Raw genomic sequence first — 23,416 nt, forward strand, 5'->3', positions numbered from 1 at the left:
TGGCTGGGCAAGGGTGCCGATCTTGATCAAAAGTGGCGCAACCCATCCGAAACGCGGCACTGATAGTGCGCTCGCGGGCCGGGGGCGGGGATGCGGCGGACGCACCGGGCGTGGCGGTACAGGAGCGGCCGCCGGCCGAGGCGGGCGGCGTCAGAGCCCGAGCAGCCAGCGCCCGCCGCCTATCAGGGAGCACAGCGTCACCACATGGAACAGGCCGAGCCAGAGGGCCGCCGGAACGTGGGTCAGGCGCGCCAGCTGGTCCGGATCGGAGTCCGCCGCCCCGCCGCCCCGCCGCTTGCCCATCAGCTCGAACGGCGGCCGCACCCCGCCCAGCAGCAGGAACCACACCGCGGCATAGGCGAAAGCGGCCTGTACATCCGCCGTCGTCAGCCAGGAGACCAGTACGAACGCGGCGCCGGTCAGCACGACCGTGAGCACGCCGTAGGCGTTCCGGATCATGATCAGCATCGCCAGCAGCAGCGCGGTCGCGCCCCACAGCAGGGCCGTGATGTGCCCCGCGGCGAGCAGTGCGGCGCCCGCGAGTCCCAGCAGGGACGGTGCGATATAGCCGGCCGCGGCGGTCAGCACCATGCCCAGACCGGTCGGCTTGCCACGCGAAACGGTCAGACCCGAGGTGTCCGAGTGCAGCCGGATGCCGTCCAGGCGGCGGCCGGTGAGCAGGGCGATCAGTCCGTGCCCGCCCTCGTGGGCGATGGTGACGGCGTTCCGCGACAGCCGCCAGGCGGTGTGCGGGACGATGGCGCCCAGTGCGAGCACCGCCGTGATGATCACCAGCCAGAGCGACGGGGCGGGTTGGGTCCCGAAGACTCGGCTCCATATGTCGGTGAGGTGGTCGGTGTCCATGTCTCCCCTTCGTGTGGCATGGCAGTGTGGCATGCATGTGCGGTAGGTATGCGGCGAGTCGTCGTCCCGAGGACCTGGTGGGGATTTTCGGCGTTCAGCAGTGGGAGCCGACGGAGACCTTGGCGCCCAGTTGGAATGTCGCGCCGACGGACCAGGTGCACGCGGTGCTCGAACGTCCCCTCAAGGGCCCGGCGGCCGACGCCTTCGAGCCGGACGGCCCGGTGCGCCAGTTGCGGACGCTGAAGTGGGGCCTGGTCCCGTCGTGGTCGAAATCACCCGAGGCCGCCGCGAAGATGATCAATGCGCGGGCCGAGACGGTGCACGAGAAGCCGTCCTTCCGGCAGGCCTTCGCGACCCGGCGGTGCCTGCTCCCCGGGGACGGGTATTTCGAGTGGGTCACCGAAGCCGCGGAGCGGCAGCTGGAGGAGCAGGGCAAGAAGAAGCGGCCCCGTAAGCAGCCGTATTTCGTGACGCCCGCGGACGGCTCCGCGATGGCGATGGCCGGGCTGTACGAATTCTGGCGGGACCAAACGCTGCCCGGCGATCACCCACTGGCCTGGTGGGTGACCTGCACGGTCGTCACCACGGAGGCCGAGACCACCCCGCTGGCCGGGGCCTCCGGCGGCGCGGGACCGCAGTCGCTGGCCGATATCCACCCCCGGATGCCGCTGGTGCTGACCCCCGACCGCTGGGACGCCTGGCTCGACCCGGCCCGCACCGGACCCGACGAGGTGCGTGAACTGCTGGCGCCGCCGCCGGCCGGACTGATGCGAGCCCATCCCGTCCCGACCGATGTCAGCAACGTCCGTAACAACGGACCCGAGCTGGTCGCCGAGCTCGACGGTCCCGAGGTGGGCACGCTGTTCTGACCCGTGGGGCGGCCCGGCACCGGGCGCCCGCGTCGGCGTGCTGCGGTGACCTTCCGGGTGCGGCAGGGGCAGGATGGGCGTATGAGCACTGGGGCGACGGAGACCGAGACGGTCGTGACACCGGCGGGCGACGCCCGGATCACCTGGCACCGCGACGCCACACCGGCGCGGGCCGTGGTGGCCGTGAGCCACGGCGCCGGCGGTGGCATCGAGGCACGCGATCTACGGGCCCTGGCGGCCGCGCTGCCGGCCCGCGGGTACACCGTGGCGCTGGTCGAGCAGCCGTGGCGGGTGGCGGGCAAGAAGCTGGCGCCCGCGCCGAAGACGCTGGACTCCGGATGGACCGCGCTGTGGCCGGCGCTGGAGAAGCCGGGGCTGCCGGTGGTCGCCGGCGGCCGCAGCGCCGGGGCCCGGGTGGCCTGCCGTACGGCGCGTGACCTGGGTGCGCAGGCCGTACTGGCGCTCAGCTTCCCGCTGCATCCGCCGGGCCGGCCGGAGAAGTCCCGGGCGGACGAGCTGACCGGTGCCGGGGTGCCGACGCTGGTCGTCCAGGGCGGCCGCGATCCGTTCGGCCGGCCGGAGGAGTTCCCGCCGGGTACGGAGATCACTGAGGTGGCGCACGGTGACCACGGCTTCGCGGTGCCGAAGAAGGCGGGCGTCGAGGAGGCGGAGTCGATGGCCGTGATCACGGACGCGGCGGCGGCCTGGCTGGACGGGATGTTCGGCTGACCGTCCCCTGCTCCCTCCTCCCTCGCCCGCTTGCCGAAGCGGCAAGCGGGTTTGCCAACTGTTGCCGGTCTGCCGGGTCCGCCGGAGGGCCGTCGGGAAGCCGTACGGAGGTCTGCCCGCCGCCCGCCCGTATCCCGTCCGACCCCGGTCCCGGAATACCGCCCGCACTCCGTCCGGAACCCGGCCCCCGGAAGCCCGTCCTTGACCGTGGGCGCCGGGAATGCCGCGCCGCATGCCGCTGTTGTGCCAGGCGTAGTACGCGAATACGTCCGGTGAAGTACGAGGAATGGGAGCCCGCCGCATGGGAATCGCTTGCCCGGCCCGCCCGGCCGCCGACCTGCCGTGGTCGCAGATGCAGGTGACGCAGCCCGCCCTGGCTGGAGCGGCGGCGGCACCGGATCGTCGTCTATTCTCCGAATCGGGTGGGTCCGCATCGGGATCCATGACGGTGTTGGAGGAGGTGGGTCCGGTCACAGGGACCGACGGCACGGCTGAGGACAAGGCTCAGGAGAGCGCTGCCGAGCGCAATGCGCGCTTCGAGCGGGATGCGCTGACGTTCCTGGACCAGATGTACTCCGCCGCGCTGCGCATGACGCGCAATCCGGCGGACGCGGAAGACCTGGTGCAGGAGACCTACGCAAAGGCGTATGCGTCCTTCCACCAGTTCCGGGAGGGCACCAACCTCAAGGCGTGGCTGTACCGCATCCTGACGAACACCTTCATCAACTCCTACCGCAAGAAGCAGCGTGAGCCCCAGCGCAGCGCCGCCGAGGAGATCGAGGACTGGCAGCTGGCGCGCGCCGAGTCGCATATGTCGACGGGACTGCGCTCGGCCGAGTCGCAGGCGCTCGACCACCTCCCCGACTCCGATGTGAAGGCCGCGCTCCAGGAGATTCCCGAGGAGTTCCGTATCGCGGTCTACCTGGCGGATGTCGAAGGGTTTGCGTACAAGGAGATCGCGGACATCATGGGGACACCCATCGGCACGGTGATGTCCCGTCTGCACCGCGGCCGGCGCCAACTGCGCGGCATGCTGGAGGACTACGCCCGTGAGCGCGGGCTGGTCCCGGCGGGGGCGGCGACCGCGGACCCGGAGTCCGCGCGCACGTCGGAGTCGCACGACCGGAAAGGCTCGGGATCATGAGCTGCGGAGAGCCGCACGAGAAGGACTGCTCAGAGGTCCTTGACCACCTCTACGAGTATCTCGACCGGGAGATGCCCGAGGGGGAGTGCGCAGATTTCCAGGTGCATCTCGACGAATGCTCGCCGTGCCTGGAGAAGTACGGCCTGGAGCAGGCGGTCAAGAAGCTCGTCAAGCGCTGCTGCGGCCATGACGACGTCCCCAGCGATCTGCGCTCCAAGGTCATGGGCCGGATCGACCTCATCCGGGCCGGGGAGACCGTGCCCGAGGTGAGCGTGCTCGAACAGGCCAAGAAGGAACAGGCAGAGCGCGAGCAGGCGGCCGCCTCCGAGGAGGGGACCGGTCCGTCCGAGGCGACCGGTTCTACCGATGCACGGAGCGAGACCGCGCGGGCCGAATAACGCGGCACGTCACCCTAAGGGGTGAGGGGCGGGGCGATTCGTCCTGCCCGATCCGCTGATGCACCTTCCCCGGCGGCCCAGCCCCTCTATTCTCACCGGACCCCAGCGCACTGCGGAGGCAGGGCGGGGGCCCTCTGCTCCTCACGAGCGTGGGGGCGAGCGGTGGGCACGGTGAGGAGGGCGCGATGCGGGGACTTCCGGCGGCCGCGCGAGGGTATATCGGCTGCGCCGCGCTGGCCGCGGCGCTGTGTGCCGCCCCGGCGTTACGGCTCGGCGCCGACGCCCCCTGGAGCAGCACCCTGGCCCTGGCCGTCCTGTACGCGCTGTGCGAACAGCTGCACCGCTGTCCGCTGGTGAGCGGCCGGGTGCCGTACGGCGCGGGTTCCGCCGGGGCGTCCGGGGGCTCCATCGCCGGCTGGGCCAGCCCCGTACTTCTCGCCGGGGTCTTTCTGCTGCCGCCGCCGCTGGCCGCACTGGCTGCCGTCCCCGGGGCGCTGACCGGGCCGGCCGAGGCGCGCTCGGCCGGGGCCCGCAGGCTCTGGCACGCCGCCGAGCTGGCGCTGGCCTGCTGCGCGGCCGCCCAGGTCTTCCGGGCCATCGGCCACCACCCGCTGTCCGCACCGCAGTTCCCCGTTCTGCTGCTGCCGGCCGCGGCCGCCGCCACCACCTTCTGTGCGGTGCTCGCGGCGCTCGACGGCGGCGTGCTGGTCGCCGCCGAGCGGCACCCCCTGCGCACCGCCTGGCGCGGCGTGCTGACCGGTTCGCTGGGGCCGCATCTGGTGCACGGCCTGGCCGGGCTGATGATGGCGGTCCTGTGGCGCAGCTCGTACGGCCCGGCGGCGGCACTGCTGGTGCTGTTGCCGATGTGCCTGTCGTGCTGGGTCTTCGTCCAGTACCACCGTGAACGCACCGCCCATCAGGCCACCATCCGCGCCCTCGTGCAGGCCGTGGACATCAAGGACCGCTACACCCGCGGGCACAGCGAGCGGGTCGGGCGCGCCTCGGTGATGATCGCCCGGGAGCTGGGCATGGCGGAGGGCCGGGTGGAGGTGCTGCGGTTCGCCGGCATCCTGCACGACGTCGGCAAACTCGGCGTCCCCACCCGGCTGTTGCGCAAGGACGGGCCGCTGACGCCGCAGGAGCGCCGGATCATCGAGCTGCATCCCGAGTACGGGCACGAGATCGTGCGGGGTATCGGCTTCCTGGGGGAGGCGCGGGCGGCGATCCTGCACCACCACGAGCGGCTGGACGGGCGCGGCTATCCCTACGGACTGATAGGGCATCAGATCCCGGAATTCGCCCGGGTGGTGGCGGTCGCGGACGCCTTCGACGCGATGACCTCGACCCGCTCCTACCGCCGGGCACGGCCGGTGCCGGTGGCCGTGGCGGAGCTGCGGAAGTGCGCCGGGGCGCAGTTCGACCCGCGGATGGTGCGGGCGTTGGTGGCGTCGCTCGACCGGTACGGCTGGCACCCGGACCTGGTGACGGCGGCGGACGCGGAGCCCGATGCGGTGCGGGAGGGGCAGGGAGCCGGCGCACCACAGGGAGCCGACGCACCTCAGGGAACAGTCGCACCGCAGGGAGCCGTCACGCCGCACGGGGCCGGGGAACCGGCCGTCGGCGGGTGGCGACCGGCTCGGCGGCCCGCGCTGCGTCCCGAAGGGGCCGGGCGGGACGGCACGCGATGAGCGGCGCCCCGGAGGGCCCCCGGCCGCCCGGGAGCCGGGCGGCGGACGGCCGCGCCCCCCGCGTCGGCGTGCCTGCCACACGGGGAAGCACGGTGATCGCCGCGGTCTACGCCCCGGCCGGCGCGCTGGCGTGCTGGTCGCTCGGCCGGACGCTCTGGGAGGGCCTGGCCGAGCCCGGGATCGCGCTGGCCTTCGGGGTGCTGATCGCGGTGGGCGAGCTGGTGGGCCGGGGCCCCGCACCGGCGGCCGGGGGGCGGGTGCCGGGAGAGCGGGAGGGCGCCCCGCTCGGTGCGGCCGGCGCCCTCGCGTACGCCCTGCTCGGTGAGGCCGGCGGACGGCCGACGACCCATGGCGTACCGCAGACCGTGGCCGTGGTCCTGGCGGCCGGGCTGGTCGGACTCGTCCCGCAGATCGCCCGTGGCCGGGGGCCGGCCCTCGACCATCTCGCGCGCCGGATGCTGACCATCGGCTTCGCCGCCACCTGCTTCCAGCCCCTCTACAACACCGGGACGTTGAACACCTGGGTGGCCGCCGGACCGGTCTACCCGCTGTTCATGATCGGCCTGATGGCGCTGACCGCGCTGTGCGACGCGGTGCTGGCGGCCGTGCTCGCCCGCGCCCGCACCGGCTGGCCGTACGGGCCGCTGCTGCGCGACGAGTTGCGGGCGCTGCCCGGCATCGGCTCGGCGATCTGTGCCACCGGAGTGGTGATCTCGCTGGCCACCGCGGTCGCCGGGCTGTGGGCGCTGCCGGTCTTCTGTCTGCCCTTGTTGCTGACCCAGTTCGCCTTCCGCCGGTTCGCGGCCGTCCGTACCACCTACCGCCAGACCATCGCCTCGCTGGCCCGCTCCACCGAGATCGCCGGCTACACCCCGCACGGCCACGCCCGCCGGGTGGCCGCGCTCAGCCGCGCCGTGGGCCGTGAACTCGGCCTGAACGAACCGGACCTGGACGTGCTCGAATACGCCGCGCTGATGCACGACATCGGCCAGCTCTCGCTCCTGGACCCGGTGCCGGACGGCGCCACCGCGCCGCTGCCGCCCGCCGAACAGCGGCGGATCGCGCTGCTGGGCGGCGCCGTGGTCCGGCAGACCGGGGTTCCCGCGGAGGTCGCGATGATCGTCGAGCGGCAGGCCGATCCGTACCGGGACCAGCCGGTCACGGCGCGTATCGTCCGCACGGTCAACGCCTACGACGATCTGTCGGGGGAGTCGGCGGGACCGGGCGGCTCGCTGCGCGCCCTGGAGCGGCTGCGGCTGGCCACCGCGCAGGACCACGAGCCCCGGGTCGTCGAGGCGCTGGCCCGGGTGCTGGCGTGCGGTGGCCGGGCGGTGTGAGATGACCGACTGCTGTCGGCGGCGCGGGACGGGCGGTGCCCGGCCTCCCGGCGTACGCCACCCCGCCCTGGATGCGTATGCCCCGGTAGGGCAGGTAACGGTCCACGGCCGGTGCAGGAGTCGGTCCACGGCCGGTCGACCGCCGCCTTCGGGGGCACTCTCGTCGCTCCGGCTCCCGTATCCGGGCCGTTGAGCCCGTAGCGAGCGCCCGATGTCATGGAACCCATGGGTAATGAGCGCCCTCCGAGATGGGCATGGTTGGATGCGAAGGAAGCCCCTTTCAGGGGGTTCAGGGGGTCGGCGAAGGGCAAGGAGCCGCAGGGGGACCAGCAAACCAGGCTGAGCCCGACGGCAATCTGTGGCAGGTTGTCGAGTGGGCCCCTCAGAAGGCCCCGGACGCCGCTCGGGACCCCATCTCAGCGGCATCAAGAGCAACCAGCAGGCGGGAATCGTGAGGATCTTCGGCAAGGTACGGCATCGGCCCTCCGCCTCGTGGCGGCAGGCGACCGACCGCGCTTTCACGCTGATCGGCGACGGCCGTTACGAGGACGCGGGAGCGCTGCTGACCCGCGCCGCGGACATGGAGCCGTGGCTGTCGGAGTCCTGGTTCAACCTCGCGCTGCTGCACAAGTTCCGGCACGACTGGGAGCAGGCCAGGGCCGCCGGTCTGCGCGCCGTGGCGCTGCTGGACCGCGAGAGCGGGGCGCCCGACTGGTGGAACGTCGGCATCGCCGCCACCGCCCTGCAGGACTGGCCGCTGGCCCGCCGGTCCTGGCAGGCCTACGGCCTCAAGGTCCCCAGCGAGGGCTCGCCGTCCGGCGAACCGCTCGGTATGGCCCTGGGCAGCGCCGCCGTCCGCCTCTCCCCCGAGGGCGAGGCCGAGGTGGTCTGGGGCCGCCGGCTGGACCCGGCCCGTATCGAGGTGCTGTCGATCCCGCTGCCGTCCTCCGGGCGGCGCTGGGGCGAGGTGGTGCTGCACGACGGCGTCCCGCACGGCGAGCGGACCATCGCGGCGGGTGCCGACGGTGCGACCCGGGCGTATCCGGTCTTCGACGAGATCGAGCTGTGGGCGCCCTCTCCGGTCCCCACCTGGGTGGTGCTCCTGGAGGCCGCCACGGAGGCCGACCGGGACGCCCTGGAGCGGCTGGCGGCCGATGCGGGCTTCGCCGCCGAGGACTGGTCCTCGTCCGTGCGGCTGCTGTGCCGTACGTGCTCGGAGAGCCGGATGCCCAGCGACGAGGGCGACGGCGAGCATCTGGACCCGCACGACCACAGTGAGCCGGGCCACCCCGGGCCGCTGGGACACCGCACCGCGGGCTCGGGCTCGCTGTGGGTGCCGGAGCGCGAGTGCGGTATCGCGGCGCCGTCCGCCCTGGTGCGCGGCCTGCTGGACGGCTGGGTCGCGGACAGCCCGGACACCCGGGAATGGCGGGATCTTGAAGAGGTCTGCTGAGAGCCCGAGCGGGCCCCCGTAGGCTGTAGGGCGACTACTCAGGGTTTTCAGGAAGGCGTACGGCGGAGATGGCCCAGCAGCCTGTGTTTGATCAAGATGGTGACCAGCGCGTGGACGAAGCATTCAGCGACGACGTCACGGACGCGGAGGAGCGGGAGACCGCGCACCGTGAGCGCGGCACCTCGCGGCCGATCACGGTCGTCGGCAATCCCGTGCTCCACAAGGAGTGCAAGAACGTCACGGAGTTCGACGACCAGCTCGCCCAGCTCATCGACGACATGTTCGCCAGCCAGCGCACCGCCGAGGGCGTGGGCCTGGCCGCGAACCAGATCGGTGTGGATCTGAAGGTCTTCGTCTACGACTGCCTGGACGACCAGGGCGTGCGGCACGTCGGCGCGATCTGCAACCCGGTGCTGGACGAGCTGCCGTCCGAGCGCCGGATCCTGGACGACTCCAACGAGGGCTGTCTGTCCGTGCCCGGCGCCTACGCCTCGCTGGCCCGCCCCGATTACGCCGTGGTCCGCGGCCAGGACGCCAAGGGCGAGCCGATCGCGGTCGAGGGCACCGGCTACTTCGCGCGCTGCCTGCAGCACGAGACCGATCACCTCTACGGCTACCTCTACATCGACCGGCTCGGCAAGCGGGACCGCAAGGACGCGCTGAAGCAGATGGCCGAGCTGGAGCCGCGCTACCCCGTCGTCGCCAACGACTGAGGCGAACGGGCGGGCGCCCGGCCGGCGGCCGGGCGCCTCACTCATGACGCCTGCTGGTAGGCGCGCCAGATCTTCGGCGGGATGTCGGTCCCCAGCTCGGTACTGGACCCGCCGACGCCCTGCATCGGCAGCAGCTCGGGCGCCCCGGGCTTGTTGCGGAACATGGTGACGGCGGTGGTCGGCTCATTTCCCACCGCGGCGCCGGGCGCCCGGTCGGGGCGCACACCGCCCGCGTTGCCCGATCCGGTGCCGGGCACGGAACCGAACTCCGGGCCGAGGGCCGACGGGCTGCCGATGAACCACGCCGACTTCATCCGGTCGCCCGGCTCCGTGCGGCCGGCCGCGACCGGCTGCTGGGGCTTCGCGTCGTCCGGCTGCCCCAGGGTGCGCCAGCCGACTCCCTCCAGGGCGCTGGACACCTGCTGGGCGACCCCGGCGTCGAGGATCTGCACGGGCTCGGGGCGGTGGAAGCCGGATACCTTCTTGCCGTTGTGGGTCACCTCGGACACCGCGTACGGGTCGGTGTGCAGCCCGCCGTTGGCGAAGGTGGTGTAGGCGCTCGCCATCCGTATCGCGCTGGGGGCGGAGGTGCCCAGCGGGAAGGTCTGCTCCAGGCGGGCCATGCTCTCCTTGCGCAGCCCCGCGGCCACCGCGAGATCACGGATCCGCTCCAGCCCGATACGCTGCCCGGCCTGGACGAACGGCGGGCTCTCGGCCTTCATCAGCGCCTCGGACAGATCCTCGAACCCGGTCTTGTGGTCCACCGGCTGTGCCGTGGTGGCCGCGGGCTCGTCGTCCGGCCGCTGGAGTGCGGCCGCCAGCACGAACGGCTTGAAGGCTGAGCCGGCCGGGACCGCCGTGGTGTCCGCGTTGTTGCTGAAGTGCCGGGTGGCGTCCGCGCCGCCGTAGAGCGCGACGATCGCCCCGTCCTTGGGGCGTACGGAGGCCGCGCCGAATTCCACATAGTTGTCGGCCGCGCGCTGCGTCGGATCGATGGTGTCCCGGCGGACGTCCCGCACGGCCTTTTCCAGCCGGTGGGTGCGCTGTTTGTCGAAGGTGGTGTGAATGCGATAGCCGCCGCGTGCCAGATCCTTGTCGGTCAGACCGGTCTCGGCCTTGATGAACTTGTTGGCGACATCGACGAGATAGCCGGTCTGGCCGGCCTGGCTGGTGGGTTTGGACAGTCCCCGGGGCTCGGGGAAGGTGCGGTATTTCGCCCGCTCCTCCTCGCTCATCTTCCCGGTGGCGACCTGCCGGTCGAGTATCCATTTCCACCGTGCCACGGCCCGCGCGTGATTGGCCTCGCTCAGCCCCGGGTCGTACTGTTCCGACCCCTTCAGCAAGGCGGCCAGCACGGCGCCCCGGCTGGGATCGAGGTCCTTGGCGTCAATGCCGTAATACGCATGGGCGGCGGCCTGGATGCCGTACGAACCACGGCCGAACCAGCTGGTGTTGAGATATCCGCGCAGAATCTCCTGCTTGGACTTCTGGTTGCTCACCTTCAGCGAGATGATGAATTCCCTCACCTTGCGGGTGACCGTCTGGTCCTGCGAGAGATAGGTGTTCTTCACATACTGCTGGGTGATGGTGGAGCCGCCCTGGGTCTCCTCGCCGGAGACCATGTTGACCAGGGCGCGGCCGATGCCCTGGAGGGAGACTCCGGCGTCGCTGTAGAAGGTGGCGTTCTCCGCCGCGATCACGGAATTCTCGACGGAGTCGGGAACCTTGTCGAGGGTGACGTTCTGCCGGTTGACGGCGCCCACGCTCACCATCTGGCTGCCGTCCGCCCAGTAATAGACGGTGGCCTCCTGGCCGGCCAGCGCATTCTCGTTCGGCACATCGATCGTCGCGTAGACCGCGGCGAACAGCCCGGCCAGGCCGATGATGCCGAGCGAGAGGGTGCCGAGCCACTGGCGCCATGACGGCAGCCAGCGGCGCGGACCCTCCCGTCCCTGCCGCGGATAGTCGATGAACCGGCGACGCCCCTTCGTGCGCTTCATGCCCAGCTAGATGTGGTGGCTCTGACTCCGGTTGCCGAGGTAACAGAACGCTCACAATGGCAGGTGGGCGGGTCGAAGGGGGGCCGCGGTGGGTTCCTAGAAGTCGTCGTCGAAGGAGACCGAACCCTCGACGGCGACCTGGTAGGCGGACGCCCGGCGCTCGAAGAAGTTGGTCAGCTCCTGGACGTTCTGCAGCTCCATGAAGGAGAACGGGTTCTCCGAGCCGTAGACCGGCGCGAAGCCGAGCCGCTGCAGTCGCTGGTCGGCGACGCACTGGAGGTACTCGCGCATCGAGTCGGTGTTCATGCCCGGCAGGCCGTCACCGCACAGATCGCGGCCGAACTGCAGCTCCGCCTCGACGGCCTCCTTGAGCATCTCGGTGACCTGCTGCTCCAGCTTGTCGTCGAAGAGGTCGGGCTCCTCCTGGCGGACGGTGTCCACCACCGAGAACGCGAACTCCATGTGCATGGACTCGTCGCGGAAGACCCAGTTGGTGCCGGTGGCCAGCCCGTGCAGCAGGCCCCGCGAGCGGAACCAGTACACGTAGGCGAAGGCGCCGTAGAAGAACAGCCCCTCGATGCAGGCGGCGAAGCAGATCAGGTTCAGCAGGAAGCGGCGCCGGTCCGCCCTGGACTCCAGGCGGTCGATGCTCTCGACCGAGTCCATCCACTTGAAGCAGAACTCGGCCTTCTCCCGGATGGACGGGATGTTCTCCACGGCCGCGAAGGCGGCGGCGCGGTCGTCCGGGTTGGGGAGATAGGTGTCCAGCAGCGTCAGATAGAACTGGACGTGCACGGCCTCCTCGAAGAGCTGACGGCTCAAGTACAGCCGCGCCTCGGGGGAGTTGATGTGCTTGTAGAGCGTCAGCACCAGGTTGTTGGAGACGATCGAGTCACCGGTCGCGAAGAACGCGACCAGCCGGCCGATCATGTGCTGCTCGCCCGGCGAGAGCTTGGCGAGGTCGGCGACGTCGGAGTGGAGGTCGACCTCCTCCACGGTCCAGGTGTTCTTGATCGCGTCGCGGTAGCGGTCGTAGAAGTCCGGGTACCGCATCGGGCGCAGCGTCAGCTCGAAGCCCGGGTCCAGGAGGTTCTTGGTGCCGGTGGTGGCGGTGTGCGCGGCCGCGGCGTTGGTCTCGGTGGTCATTACTGGCAGGCCTCGCAGGACTCGGGGTTTTCCAGGGAGCAGGCGACCGCCTCGGGGTCGGTGGCCTGCTGCGGTACGGGGGCGGTGGTGGCGGCGCCGCCGCGCGCGGACTGCGCGATCCGGGTCGCCGGGCGGGAGCGCAGGTAGTACGTCGTCTTGATGCCGCGCTTCCAGGCGTAGGCGTACATCGAGCTGAGCTTGCCGATGGTCGGCGACGCCATGAAGAGGTTCAGCGACTGGCTCTGGTCGAGGTAGGGCGTACGGGCCGCGGCCATGTCGATCAGGGCGCGCTGCGGGATCTCCCAGGCCGTGCGGTACAGCGCACGGATCTCCGCCGGGATCCAGCTGACGTCCTGCACCGAGCCGCTGGCCTCGCGCAGTGCGTCCCGGGTCCGTGCGTCCCACAGCCCCAGCGCCTTGAGCTCCTCGATCAGATAGGCGTTGACCTGGAGGAACTCGCCGGAGAGCGTCTCGCGCTTGAAGAGGTTGGAGACCTGCGGCTCGATGCACTCGTACACGCCCGCGATCGAGGCGATGGTCGCGGTCGGCGCGATCGCCAGCAGCAGGGAGTTGCGCATGCCGGTCACGGCGATACGGGAGCGCAGCGCCGCCCAGCGGTCGGCCCAGCCGGGCTCGGCGTTCGGGTAGTGGTCCGGGTGCAGCACACCACGGGCGGTGCGGGTCGCGGACCACGCCGGGTGCGGGCCGTGCCGCTCGGCGAGGTCGGCGGACGCCTCGTACGCGGCGAGCATGATGCGCTCGGAGATCCGGGTCGACAGCTCCCGCGCCTCCGGCGAGTCGAAGGGCAGCCGCAGCCGGAAGAACACGTCCTGCAGGCCCATCAGGCCCAGACCCACCGGGCGCCAGCGGGAGTTGGAGGTCCCGGCCTGCTCGGTCGGGTAGAAGTTGATGTCCACCACACGGTCGAGGAAGGTGACGGCGGTGCGGACCGTGGCGTCCAGCCGCTCCCAGTCCATCTCACCGTTGGCACCCAGGTGGGCCGCGAGGTTCACCGATCCCAGGTTGCAGACCGCGGTCTCCCCGTCGTTCGTCACCTCCAGGATCTCGGTGCACAGGTTGGAGGAGTGCACGACCTTGCCGGGCTCGGCGGTCTGGTTGGCGGTGCGGTTGGCGGCGTCCTTGAACGTCATCCAGCCGTTGCCGGTCTGCGCCAGGGTGCGCATCATGCGGGAGTACAGCACCCGGGCCGGGATCTGCTTGAGCGCCCGGCCCTCGGCCTCGGCCTTGCGGTAGGCGGCGTCGAACGCGTCGCCCCACAGGTCCACCAGCTCCGGGGCGTCCGAGGGCGAGAACAGCGACCAGTCGGCGTCCGCCTCCACACGGCGCATGAACTCGTCCGGGATCCAGTGGGCGATGTTCAGGTTGTGCGTACGGCGGGCCTCCTCACCGGTGTTGTCGCGCAGCTCCAGGAACTCCTCGATGTCGGCGTGCCAGGTCTCCAGGTAGACACAGGCGGCGCCCTTGCGCCGGCCGCCCTGGTTCACGGCCGCGACCGAGGCGTCCAGGGTGCGCAGGAACGGCACGATGCCGTTGGAGTGCCCGTTGGTGCCGCGGATCAGCGAACCGCGGGCGCGGATGCGGGAGTAGGAGAGGCCGATGCCGCCCGCGTGCTTCGAGAGCCGCGCGACCTGGTGGTAGCGGTCGTAGATCGAGTCCAGCTCGTCCAGCGGCGAGTCCAGCAGATAGCAGGACGACATCTGCGGGTGGCGGGTACCGGAGTTGAAGAGGGTGGGGGAGGAGGGGAGGTAGGACAGCGAGCTGGTGAGGCGGTAGAGCTCGGCGACCTCGTCCAGCGCGCGCTCGCTGTGGTCCTCGGCGAGGCCGCAGGCCACCCGCAGCAGGAAGTGCTGGGGGGTCTCGATGACCTGACGGGTGGTGGGGTGGCGCAGAAGGTAGCGCGAGTGCAGGGTGCGCAGTCCGAAGTAGCCGAACCGGTCATCGGCACCGTCGGCCAGCGCCTTGTCGACCAGCGCGTCCAGACGGGCCGTGTGGGTCCGTACGAGCTCCGCGGTCTCCTCGGCGATCAGGCCCTCGCGGTGGCCGGTTTCGACGGAGGCGGAGAAGGCGACCGCCCCCTGTCCGGCCGCCTCCTCCGCGATGGCAAGGGTGAGCAGGCGCGCGGCGAGCTTGGAGTACTGCGGCTCGTCACCGATCAGACCGGCGGCGGCGTCCGTGGCCAGCGACCGCAGTTCGGCCTCGTCGGAGCCCGCGTGCCGGCCGCGCAGCGCGGCGGCGGCCACCTTGCCGGGGTCGGTCGCGGTCAGGTCCGCGGTCAGCTCGGTCAGGGTGCGCAACAGGGCGACGCCCGGACCGTCCTCGCCCGGTCCGCCGTCGGCGGGACCGGCAGGCGTGGCCACCGCGGGCGGCACGACCTCGGCGTCTGACGCGGGCTCCGTTGACGCGATGGTCACGTGGTGCTCTCCCTCACTCGGCGGGGGCCAGGAGGAGAGGGACGCGACGGGCGCACGCGGGCATGCGGCACCCCGTGAAGGTCAGGGGTGCGCGGGCACACCGCGCGGCGTCCACCGGCCCAACCCTCGGGGCCCGGACGTATCGACGTCCGCACCCATGGCGGTGCGGGCGTACCGTCGGCAGGTCTTCGGACTTCACGGGCGCGTGCCAGGGCCGTTGTCCGGCCGGCCGAGCCCGCTCCAACACCGTTGCGGGACAGTTCCGGATTCCCACCGGATTCCCCTGCGGCGACAGCGAGGTCGAGCATACATGTGGTGGCGCCTCTTCACTTGCACCACCACATCTAGTGTGTCGTGAGTGATCACACAGTGCCTGTCAGTGGCCTCCCCCTGGCCTGCGGCACGCAATTCGTCCCGTCCGGCGGCAGCAGCGGAGGGCTCCATGACCGCGCTCGCCGGCCCGTCACGGGCCGCGCCCCGGGGCAGGAAACGGCTACGGGCCGCCGCGCCCCGGGGGACGTGGCGGCCCGTAGCCGTGTGCGGGCCGGTGGTTCAGTGGCCGGCCGGTGCGCCTGCCGTGGCGGGGGGCAGTTCGGCGGCGACGCCCTCGTCGCCGGCGTCTGCCGCGTAGTCGGCGGGGCTGGTTGCGTCGGTGCCCTCGGGGGCGTTGACGGCCTTGAGGACGATGGTCAGGACGACCGTCACCACGACGTTCAGGACGAAGGCGGTCAGGCCGATGTAGCCGATTTCACCGATGCCCGGGATCTCCTTGCTGGAGCCGCCGAAGTGGGCCTGGGTCGGACTGGCGACGCCATATGCCGCGAGCGTGCCGTAGAGCATGCCGACCGCCCAGCCGCCCAGCAGTGCCCAGCGGTGGAACCAGCGGGTGAACAGGCCGCCGACCAGGGACGGCATCGTCTGCAGGATCCAGATGCCGCCCAGCAGCTGGAAGTTGATCGCGATCGTCTTGTCCATGGTGAGGACGAAGACCAGCGCGCCGACCTTCACCAGCAGCGAGACCAGCTTGGCGACCTTGTGCTCCTGCTCGGGAGTGGCGTCCTGCTTGAGGAAGTCCTTGTAGACGTTGCGGGTGAAGAGGTTGGCCGCGGCGATGGACATGATGGCCGCGGGCACCAGCGCGCCGATGCCGATCGCGGCGAACGCCACGCCGGAGAACCAACTCGGGAACATGTCCTCGAAGAGCTGCGGGATGGCCAGCTGCGGGTTGCCCTGGATGTCCGTGCCGGCCTTGATGGCCATGAAGCCGAGCAGCGCCAGCAGGCCCAGCATGAGGGAGTACAGCGGCAGGATGGTGGTGTTGCGGCGGATCACATTGCGGCTGCGCGAGGACAGCGTCGCGGTGATCGAGTGCGGGTACATGAAGAGCGCCAGCGCCGAGCCGAGCGCCAAGGTCGCATACCCCCATTGGGCGTTGGGGCCGCTGATCAGCTCGCCACGCGGTTTGCCGGCGACCGGGCCGGGCTGGGCGAGCGCCTTGCCGGCCGTGTCGAAGATCGCGTCGAAGCCGCCCAGCTTGATCGGGATGTAGATGATCGCGACGGCGATGACGAGGTAGATCAGCCCGTCCTTGACGAACGCGATCAGCGCCGGTGCCCGCAGACCCGAGGAGTAGGTGTACGCGGCCAGCACGGCGAAGGCGATCAGCAGCGGCAGGTCCTTGACGAACCAGTTGGTGTGCTCGCCGCCGCCGATGCCCATCACGTCCAGGACGGCCTGGATGCCGACCAGTTGGAGCGCGATGTACGGCATCGTGGCGAGGATGCCGGTGAGCGCCACGGCCAGCGACAGGCCCTTGGAGTCGAAGCGGCCGCGCACGAAGTCGGAGGTGGTGACGTAGCCGTGCTTGTGCGAGACCGACCAGAGGCGGGGGAGGAAGGTGAAGATGAGGGGGTACACCAGGATCGTGTACGGCACGGCGAAGAAGCCGGCCGCTCCCGCCGCGTAGATCGCCGCCGGGACGGCCACGAAGGTGTACGCGGTGTAGAGGTCACCGCCCAGCAGGAACCATGTCACCCAGGTGCCGAAGCTGCGGCCGCCCAGCCCCCATTCGTCGAGGCTGGCGGACTGGTCGGCCTTGCGCCAGCGGGCGGCCAGGAACCCCATGACCGTCACGGCGAGGAAGAAGAAGATGAAGACGGCGAGGGCCACGCCGTTGATGCCCTTGGTCGAGGAGGCGGCGAGAGCCTCGGAGGTGCTCGCCGCTGTCGTGGTGAGAGTCACCGGGCCACACCGCCCTTGCGGGCGCGCTGCTCACGCTGCACCAGCTTGTACGCGACCACCGTGAGCACGGTCGAGATCAGCACCCACGTCATCTGGTACCAGTAGAAGAACGGGATCCCGATGAGCTTCGGCTCGATCCTGGCGTACGAGCTCACCCACAGCATCGCCACGAACGGAGCGATCAGGCAGACTCCGGCGATCACCCGCGTGGGTGTGACCACCTGTCTGCGATCCGGTGATTCGACTGACTGTGTCATGACCGCGGCTCCGTCCCCTGGCTGCTGCCTGTGTAATCGGCTGGAAATCTATGGCAGGGGCGTGGCGCGCGTCACTAGCTGTCCGCATATCGGTATGAAGAATCCACCCGGAGGCACCCCCGCTGCGCGGTCAATTGCCTGGTTCATCCCGGTTTGGGGCGGGCGGTGACGGAAGCGGGGGCGTCGAGGGGTGTGCCGTACCCCGGGGCGGCCCCCGGGGTGACGGGTCAGTCCGTGGGGCGGCGCAGTCTGGCGACGAACTTGTAGCGGTCGCCCCGGTAGACCGAGCGCACCCACTCCACCGGCTGCCCCTGTGCGTCGAGCGAGTGCCGGGAGAGCATCAGCATCGGCAGGCCGACGTCCGTGCCCAGCAGACCGGCCTCGCGCGGGGTGGCGAGCGAGGTCTCGATGGTCTCCTCGGCCTCCGCCAGGCGGACGTCGTAGACCTCGGCCAGCGCGGTGTAGAGGGAGGCGTATTTGACGAGGTTGCGGCGGAGCGCGGGAAAGCGCTTCGCCGACAGATGGGTGATCTCGATGGCCATCGGCTCGCCGCTGGCCAGTCGCAGCCGTTCGATGCGCAGCACCCGGCCGCCGGTGGTGATGTCGAGCAGGCCCGCGAGCCGGTCGTCGGCGGTGACATAGCCGATGTCCAGCAGCTGGGAGGTGGGCTCCAGCCCCTGGGCCCGCATGTCCTCCGTATAGGACGTCAGTTGCAGTGCCTGGGACACCTTGGGCTTGGCGACAAAGGTGCCCTTGCCCTGGATGCGTTCCAATCGGCCCTCGACGACCAGCTCCTGCAGGGCCTGACGCACCGTCGTGCGCGAGGTGTCGAACTCCGCGGCGAGGGTGCGCTCGGGCGGGACGGGGGTGCCGGGCGGCAGGGTCTCGGTGATCTCCAGCAAGTGCCGCTTGAGGCGGTAGTACTTGGGTACCCGCGCGGTGCGCGTGCCGCCCCCGCTGCCGGCACCGTTGCCCCCGTCCGTCTCCATGCCCCGCCTCTCCGACTCCTGTGGTGCTGCCGTCACCGGCTCCTCCGTACGTAGCGGCTCACATCGTGGCACGGGTGGGTTTCCCGCGCTCCCTTGCAGGTCCCGGCTCGCCAGATGTCGGTCCGGTAACGGACCTGACAGCGACTCTTATACACCCTTGACACCCCAAAAGGTCTAGGCCAAGCTGCGGGCACTGGTCTAAACCATTAAAGACCACACCCGGCCATTGGGGGAGAGCGCAATGAAGCGTGGGCTCATAGCAGCGACGGCGGTCGCGGGAATGCTGGTGAGTGTCGCTGCCTGTGGGTCCAGCGACGGCAACAAGGCGGGCGCGGATGGCTTCAAGGGCCAGAAGCTGACCGTTTGGGTGATGAGTGGTTCGAATCCGGCGCAGTGGACCAAACAGGTCTCCGCGCAGTTCAAGAAGAAGACCGGCGCCACCGTCGAGTTCAAGGTCCAGCAGTGGAACGGCATTCAGCAGAAGCTGAGCACCGCCCTTTCCGAGGACACCCCGCCGGACGTCGTCGAAATCGGCAACACCCAGACCGCCGCCTATGCCAAGGCGGGTGCCCTGGCCGATCTCGGCGATCTGAAGCAGGAGATCGGATCCGACTGGAACGACGCCTTCAACAAGGCCTCGCTCGTGGACGGAAAGCAGTACGCACTGCCGTGGTACGCCGGAAACCGCGTGGTGATGTACAACAAGAAGATCTGGGGCCGGGCCGGTCTCAAGGGCACCCCCAAGACGCGCAATGAGCTCTTCAAAGCCTTTGACACCATCAAGAAGAAGACCGGCGCCGAGCCGCTGTATCTCCCCGGCCAGAACTGGTACTTCTTCGACGGCCTGACCATCGGCACCGGCGCCGACCTGGTCAAGAAGCAGGGCGGCAAGTGGGTCTCCAACCTCGGCGACCCCAAGGTCTCCAAGGCCATGGACATCTACAAGCAGTACCAGGCCTTCAGCACCGCCCCCAAGAACAAGGACGAGGCCACTCCGCAGCAGGCCGAGGTCTTCGCAAAGGGCAGGACCGGTGCCGTTATCGCCATGGGCTACGAGGCCGCCACCGCGATCAAGGCCAACCCGGAAATCAAGAACGACATCGGCTTCTTCACCATCCCCGGTGAGACCGCGGCCAAGCCCGAGGGCGTATTCCTCGGCGGCTCCAACTTCGCCGTCGCCGGTATGGGCAAGAACCAGGAACTCGCCAAGGAATTCCTGAAGATTGCCCTGTCGAAGCAGAACGACGGACAGATGGTCAAGGAGGTCGGCTGGACTCCGAAGTCCGCCGACCTGGCCGGTGCCGCACAGGAGAACCCGGCCGCGGCGGCCGCTGCGCCCGCGGCGGAGAAGTCCGGCGGCACCACTCCGCTGATTCCCCAGTGGGCCGCGGTGGAGAACGTACCGAACCCGATCAAGAGCTATATGACGGCCGTTCTGGGCGGTAAGTCCCCGGCCGATGCCGCCAAGGACATCGAATCCGAGATCAACGCGCGGCTCGCCAAGCAGTAACCGCCGGCCGCCTACGGGGCCGGCCGTCCCCGGCCCCGTAGGTGCGTGATGCGTGTGGCAGCAGGTGCACCGAGGTTTCACGGCAACAAGGGGGAGCAGGGGCCCATGGCAGTGCAGCTCGACGACGGTGTGGACAAGCCCGCGCCGCAGACCGGCAAGGGGGGCGCCCCGCCCACAAGGGGCGGCGGGGGCGCCGCCCCTGCCCCCGCCCGCCGCACTGCTCACCCTCCCACCCGCCGCGCTCTTCTTGCCCCCACCCGCCGCGCTCCTCTTGCCCCCACCCGCCGCGCCCCGTATCTCCTGTTGCTGCCCGCCCTGCTCGCGACCGCGGTCCTCCTGGGCTGGCCCATGGTCCGCAACCTGCTGCTCTCCTTCCAGAACCTCAATATGAAGGAGCTGATCCAGCACCTCACCGACTGGCGTGGGACCGGCAACTACCAAGAGATCCTGGGCAGCGAGCAGTTCTGGCGGGTCACCCTCCGCACCCTCGTCTTCACCGCGGTCAATGTCGTCCTGATCATGGTCCTCGGCGTGCTGATCGGACTGCTGCTGGCCCGGCTCGGCAAGAAGATGCGCCTCACGCTGTCCCTCGCGCTGGTGCTGGCCTGGGCCATGCCGGTGATCGCCGCCACCACCGTCTTCCAGTGGCTCTTCGACTCCCGCTACGGCGTCGTCAACTGGCTGCTGGACAAGGCCGGCTGGCACGCCATGGCCCACTACGACTGGGTCGGCACCCAGCTGTCGACGTTCTTCGTCATCACCGTACTCATCGTCTGGCAGTCGCTGCCCTTCGTGGCCCTCAACCTCTACGCCGCCACCACGACCATCCCCAGGGAGCTCTACGAAGCGGCCCGGATGGACGGCGCCGGCACCTGGCAGGTCTTCACGTCGGTCACCTTCCCCTTCCTCAAGCCGTTCTTCCTCGCCACGACGTTCCTGGAGATCATCTGGGTCTTCAAGGCGTTCCCGCAGATCTTCGCGATCAACGAGGGCGGCCCCGACCGGCTCACCGAGACACTGCCGATCTACGCCTTCACCGAGGGCGTCGGCAACCTCCACTTCGGCATGGGCGCCGCGATCTCCCTGCTGACGATCGTGGTGCTGCTGGCGATGACCGCGTACTACCTGAGACTGACGCTCAGGCAGGAACAGCAAGAGGAGAACGAGCGGTGAAGCGCACTGCTTCTGCGACGGCCGGCCGCATCTGGCCCAACGCCACGGCGATCGTGCTCGCCCTCGGCTTCGTCTTCCCCGTCTACTGGATGTTCAGTACGGCCTTCAAGCCGACCCGGGACATCATCACCGAAGACCCCGTGTGGTTCCCCTTCCACGGCACCTTCGAGCACTTCGCGACGGCGGTGAGCGCCCCCCACTTCTGGACCCTGGCCGGGAACTCGGTCGTGGTGACCGTGCTCGCCGTGGGCCTCTCGCTGGTGATCGCGCTCTGTGGGGCCTTCGCCCTGTCCCGTATGCGCTTCAAGGGCCGCAGGGGCATCCTGCTGACCTTCATGATCGCCCAGATGGCGCCCTGGGAGGTCATGGTGATCTCCATCTACCTGATCGTCCGGGACGCGGATCTGCTCAACAGCCTGGTGCCGCTCACCTGCTTCTACATGCTGATGGTGCTGCCCTTCACCCTGCTGACGCTCCGTGGCTATGTCGCCGCGGTGCCCAAGGAGCTGGAGGAGTCCGCGATGGTCGACGGCTGCTCGCGCCGGCAGGCGTTCCTCAAGGTGGTCTTCCCGCTGCTGGCGCCGGGTCTGATGGCCACCTCGCTCTTCGGCTTCATCACCGCCTGGAACGAATTCCCGCTCGTGCTGGTCCTCAACAAGGAACCGGCCATGGGCACCCTGCCCTTGTGGCTCTCCCAGTTCCAGAGCCAGTTCGGGGACGACTGGGGTGCCACCATGGCCGCCGCCTCGATCTTCGCCGTCCCGATCCTGGTCCTCTTCCTGTTCCTGCAACGCAAGGCGGTCGGCGGTCTCACCTCCGGCGCAGTGAAGGGATAACGCAGCCCATGACCCCGCTCGTACGCTCCGTACGCTCCGCCGACACCCTCACCCGCGACGCGCTCGCCGTCCTCCAGCCGGGCTTCGACGGCACCGTCGCCCCCGACTGGCTGCTGCGCCGGCTCGGCGAGGGCCTGACCTCGGTCGGCCTCTTCGGCCGCAATGTCGCCGACCCCGCACAACTCGCCGCGCTGACCGGCCGGCTGCGTACCGAACGGGAGGACCTCCTCGTCGCCATCGACGAGGAAGGCGGCGATGTCACCCGCCTCGAAGTGCGCGGCGGCTCCTCCTTCCCCGGCAACCATGCACTCGGTGCCGTCGACGACACCGCTCTGACCCGCGAAGTCGCCCGTGAACTCGGCCGCCGGCTGGCCGACTGCGGCATCAACCTCAACTGGGCGCCCTCCGCCGACGTCAACTCCAACCCCGCCAACCCGGTCATCGGCGTCCGCTCCTTCGGCGCCGACCCGCAGCTGGTGGCCCGGCACACCGCCGCCTACGTCGACGGCCTGCAGTCCGCCGGTGTCGCCGCCTGCACCAAGCACTTCCCCGGCCACGGCGACACCGCCGTCGACTCCCACCACGACCTGCCGCGCATCGCCGCCGACCTGGCCACCCTCCACGAACGCGAACTGGTGCCGTTCCGCGCCGCCATCGCCGCCGGAACCCGGGCCGTGATGAGCGCACACATCCTGCTGCCCGCCCTGGACGGCGACCACCCCGCCACGCTCAGCCCGGCCGCGCTGCACGGTCTGCTGCGCGCCCCCGTCGCCGAGGGCGGACTCGGCTTCGACGGACTGATCGTCACCGACGGGATGGAGATGCAGGCCATCTCCGCCACCTACGGCCTCGAACGCGGCAGCGTGCTGGCCATCGCGGCCGGTGCCGACGCCATCTGTGTGGGCGGCGGGCTGGCGGACGAGGACACCGTGCTGCGGTTGCGTGACGCCTTGGTGCGGGCGGTGCACGACGGTGAGCTGTCGGAGAACCGGCTCGCCGACGCCGCGGGCCGGGTGCGTGCCCTGGCGCGCTGGACCCGCGGCGCGGGCGCGGGGGAGGGGACCGTGCCCGCGCCCGGGATCGGTCTCACCGCGGCCCGGCGCGCCCTGCGCCTCACCGCCGACGGCCCGTACGAGCCACTGGCCACGCCCGCTTACGTCGCCGCCTTCACCCCCCTCGCCAATATCGCCGTGGGGGAGGACACGCCCTGGGGCGTCGCCGCCGAACTGGCCCGTCTGCTCCCGGGCACCGGGACCACCACCTGCACCGCCGAGTCCGCCGCCGCGGCCGGCCCCGCCGGGCTGATCGACGGTCTGCTCACGGCGGCCGGGGACCGCCGCGTCGTCGCCGTGGTCCGCGACGTCCACCGCCATCCGTGGATGGCCGACGCGCTGGGCACCCTCCTCGCCGCCCGCCCCGACACCGCGGTCGTCGAAATGGGCGTCCCCCAGTCCCCGCCCCGAGGCGCCCCCCATATCGCCACCCACGGGGCCGCCCGCGTCTGCGGACGGGCCGCCGCCGAAGTCCTCACGGGGCGCCGGGAGCCGGCGAGCGGGGAGTGAGCCCAGGCCCGCGCCCCGTCGGAGCCATGGGGCGCGGGCACTGGCCCACTTGCGTCGGAGCTGATGGGGGCGCGA

The 23,416-nt window shown here is 70.6% G+C and carries 19 protein-coding genes and 1 riboswitch; of the genes, 12 read left to right on the forward strand and 7 right to left on the reverse strand.

The features are described from left to right. Positions 1–150 precede the first annotated feature (150 nt). Positions 151–864 carry a M50 family metallopeptidase gene (locus ACWGI6_RS12000; protein WP_393907634.1) on the reverse strand — a complete coding sequence of 238 codons (714 nt, stop codon included), beginning with the start codon at positions 862–864 and terminating at the stop codon, positions 151–153. 35 nt (positions 865–899) lie between these two features. Here ACWGI6_RS12000 and ACWGI6_RS12005 point away from each other — a divergent pair, with 35 nt between their 5' ends. The 8 genes from ACWGI6_RS12005 (at position 900) to def (ending at position 9,195) form a co-directional block, all read left to right on the forward strand. Continuing rightward, complete coding sequence (locus ACWGI6_RS12005) at positions 900–1,733, forward strand: SOS response-associated peptidase (protein ID WP_453267372.1); 834 nt, start codon at positions 900–902, stop codon at positions 1,731–1,733. Between the two features lie 81 nt (positions 1,734–1,814). Then, a complete protein-coding gene (locus ACWGI6_RS12010; protein WP_453267373.1) occupies positions 1,815–2,462 on the forward strand; it encodes an alpha/beta hydrolase family protein in 648 nt (215 codons plus the stop codon). A 460-nt stretch (positions 2,463–2,922) separates the two neighbouring features. Further along, positions 2,923–3,606: a sigma-70 family RNA polymerase sigma factor gene (locus tag ACWGI6_RS12015; RefSeq protein ID WP_393907730.1), complete on the forward strand. Its 684-nt coding sequence runs from the start codon at positions 2,923–2,925 to the stop codon at positions 3,604–3,606. Further along, entirely contained in the window at positions 3,603–4,004 is a 402-nt protein-coding gene (rsrA, locus tag ACWGI6_RS12020) for a mycothiol system anti-sigma-R factor (protein ID WP_453267374.1), read from the forward strand. Before ACWGI6_RS12015 ends, rsrA begins: the two co-directional genes overlap by 4 nt. Before the next feature lie 185 nt (positions 4,005–4,189). Continuing rightward, entirely contained in the window at positions 4,190–5,692 is a 1,503-nt protein-coding gene (locus ACWGI6_RS12025) for an HD-GYP domain-containing protein (RefSeq protein ID WP_453267375.1), read from the forward strand. After that, positions 5,689–7,029 (forward strand): HD-GYP domain-containing protein, encoded by a 1,341-nt coding sequence (locus ACWGI6_RS12030; protein ID WP_453267376.1) that lies wholly within the window; start codon positions 5,689–5,691, stop codon positions 7,027–7,029. The genes ACWGI6_RS12025 and ACWGI6_RS12030 overlap by 4 nt, the downstream gene beginning before the upstream one ends. Before the next feature lie 451 nt (positions 7,030–7,480). Then, positions 7,481–8,482 carry a tetratricopeptide repeat protein gene (locus ACWGI6_RS12035; RefSeq protein WP_453267377.1) on the forward strand — a complete coding sequence of 334 codons (1,002 nt, stop codon included), beginning with the start codon at positions 7,481–7,483 and terminating at the stop codon, positions 8,480–8,482. Positions 8,483–8,550: 68 nt separating this feature from the next. After that, positions 8,551–9,195 (forward strand): peptide deformylase, encoded by a 645-nt coding sequence (gene def, locus ACWGI6_RS12040; protein ID WP_453267378.1) that lies wholly within the window; start codon positions 8,551–8,553, stop codon positions 9,193–9,195. Between the two features lie 41 nt (positions 9,196–9,236). Here the strand turns inward: def and ACWGI6_RS12045 are convergent, their stop codons facing one another. The 6 genes from ACWGI6_RS12045 to ACWGI6_RS12070 all read right to left on the reverse strand — a co-directional run bounded on the left by ACWGI6_RS12045 (position 9,237) and on the right by ACWGI6_RS12070 (position 18,260). Beyond that, on the reverse strand, positions 9,237–11,195 hold the full coding sequence (locus tag ACWGI6_RS12045; protein WP_453267379.1) for a transglycosylase domain-containing protein: 1,959 nt from the start codon (positions 11,193–11,195) through the stop codon (positions 9,237–9,239). Positions 11,196–11,291: 96 nt separating this feature from the next. Beyond that, entirely contained in the window at positions 11,292–12,341 is a 1,050-nt protein-coding gene (locus ACWGI6_RS12050; RefSeq protein ID WP_393907625.1) for a ribonucleotide-diphosphate reductase subunit beta, read from the reverse strand. Next, entirely contained in the window at positions 12,341–14,773 is a 2,433-nt protein-coding gene (locus ACWGI6_RS12055; protein WP_453267380.1) for a ribonucleoside-diphosphate reductase subunit alpha, read from the reverse strand. Before ACWGI6_RS12055 ends, ACWGI6_RS12050 begins: the two co-directional genes overlap by 1 nt. Positions 14,774–14,935: 162 nt before the next feature. Next, positions 14,936–15,087, reverse strand: a riboswitch (cobalamin riboswitch). Between the two features lie 238 nt (positions 15,088–15,325). Then, positions 15,326–16,951, reverse strand: a complete 1,626-nt coding sequence (gene mctP, locus ACWGI6_RS12060) for a monocarboxylate uptake permease MctP (RefSeq protein WP_453267422.1) — start codon at positions 16,949–16,951, stop codon at positions 15,326–15,328. Between the two features lie 59 nt (positions 16,952–17,010). Further along, the gene (locus tag ACWGI6_RS12065) at positions 17,011–17,271 is read right to left on the reverse strand and encodes a DUF3311 domain-containing protein (RefSeq protein WP_453267381.1); all 261 of its coding nucleotides are present in this window, start codon (positions 17,269–17,271) and stop codon (positions 17,011–17,013) included. Between the two features lie 227 nt (positions 17,272–17,498). After that, positions 17,499–18,260 carry a GntR family transcriptional regulator gene (locus tag ACWGI6_RS12070; RefSeq protein WP_393907728.1) on the reverse strand — a complete coding sequence of 254 codons (762 nt, stop codon included), beginning with the start codon at positions 18,258–18,260 and terminating at the stop codon, positions 17,499–17,501. A 241-nt stretch (positions 18,261–18,501) separates the two neighbouring features. On the opposite strand from ACWGI6_RS12070, the gene ACWGI6_RS12075 reads away from it, so the two are divergent. The 4 genes from ACWGI6_RS12075 (at position 18,502) to ACWGI6_RS12090 (ending at position 23,341) form a co-directional block, all read left to right on the forward strand. Beyond that, positions 18,502–19,770: an extracellular solute-binding protein gene (locus ACWGI6_RS12075; RefSeq protein WP_453267382.1), complete on the forward strand. Its 1,269-nt coding sequence runs from the start codon at positions 18,502–18,504 to the stop codon at positions 19,768–19,770. Between the two features lie 105 nt (positions 19,771–19,875). Next, positions 19,876–20,943, forward strand: a complete 1,068-nt coding sequence (locus tag ACWGI6_RS12080) for a carbohydrate ABC transporter permease (protein WP_453267383.1) — start codon at positions 19,876–19,878, stop codon at positions 20,941–20,943. Beyond that, positions 20,940–21,779 carry a carbohydrate ABC transporter permease gene (locus ACWGI6_RS12085; RefSeq protein ID WP_453267384.1) on the forward strand — a complete coding sequence of 280 codons (840 nt, stop codon included), beginning with the start codon at positions 20,940–20,942 and terminating at the stop codon, positions 21,777–21,779. The genes ACWGI6_RS12080 and ACWGI6_RS12085 overlap by 4 nt, the downstream gene beginning before the upstream one ends. 8 nt (positions 21,780–21,787) lie before the next feature. Then, complete coding sequence (locus ACWGI6_RS12090; RefSeq protein WP_453267385.1) at positions 21,788–23,341, forward strand: glycoside hydrolase family 3 protein; 1,554 nt, start codon at positions 21,788–21,790, stop codon at positions 23,339–23,341. Positions 23,342–23,416 lie beyond the last annotated feature (75 nt).

Source organism: Streptomyces sp. NPDC054786 (assembly GCF_053611685.1).

What these genes read in the sequence shown, in the direction of transcription:
- ACWGI6_RS12000 (WP_393907634.1), bottom strand. Translation starts at nt 864, where the DNA reads ATGGACACCGACCACCTCACCGACATATGGAGCCGAGTCTTCGGGACC.
- ACWGI6_RS12005 (WP_453267372.1), top strand. Translation starts at nt 900, where the DNA reads ATGTGCGGTAGGTATGCGGCGAGTCGTCGTCCCGAGGACCTGGTGGGG.
- ACWGI6_RS12010 (WP_453267373.1), top strand. Translation starts at nt 1,815, where the DNA reads ATGAGCACTGGGGCGACGGAGACCGAGACGGTCGTGACACCGGCGGGC.
- rsrA (WP_453267374.1), top strand. Translation starts at nt 3,603, where the DNA reads ATGAGCTGCGGAGAGCCGCACGAGAAGGACTGCTCAGAGGTCCTTGAC.
- ACWGI6_RS12025 (WP_453267375.1), top strand. Translation starts at nt 4,190, where the DNA reads ATGCGGGGACTTCCGGCGGCCGCGCGAGGGTATATCGGCTGCGCCGCG.
- ACWGI6_RS12030 (WP_453267376.1), top strand. Translation starts at nt 5,689, where the DNA reads ATGAGCGGCGCCCCGGAGGGCCCCCGGCCGCCCGGGAGCCGGGCGGCG.
- def (WP_453267378.1), top strand. Translation starts at nt 8,551, where the DNA reads ATGGCCCAGCAGCCTGTGTTTGATCAAGATGGTGACCAGCGCGTGGAC.
- ACWGI6_RS12045 (WP_453267379.1), bottom strand. Translation starts at nt 11,195, where the DNA reads ATGAAGCGCACGAAGGGGCGTCGCCGGTTCATCGACTATCCGCGGCAG.
- ACWGI6_RS12050 (WP_393907625.1), bottom strand. Translation starts at nt 12,341, where the DNA reads ATGACCACCGAGACCAACGCCGCGGCCGCGCACACCGCCACCACCGGC.
- ACWGI6_RS12065 (WP_453267381.1), bottom strand. Translation starts at nt 17,271, where the DNA reads ATGACACAGTCAGTCGAATCACCGGATCGCAGACAGGTGGTCACACCC.
- ACWGI6_RS12070 (WP_393907728.1), bottom strand. Translation starts at nt 18,260, where the DNA reads ATGGAGACGGACGGGGGCAACGGTGCCGGCAGCGGGGGCGGCACGCGC.
- ACWGI6_RS12075 (WP_453267382.1), top strand. Translation starts at nt 18,502, where the DNA reads ATGAAGCGTGGGCTCATAGCAGCGACGGCGGTCGCGGGAATGCTGGTG.
- ACWGI6_RS12080 (WP_453267383.1), top strand. Translation starts at nt 19,876, where the DNA reads ATGGCAGTGCAGCTCGACGACGGTGTGGACAAGCCCGCGCCGCAGACC.
- ACWGI6_RS12090 (WP_453267385.1), top strand. Translation starts at nt 21,788, where the DNA reads ATGACCCCGCTCGTACGCTCCGTACGCTCCGCCGACACCCTCACCCGC.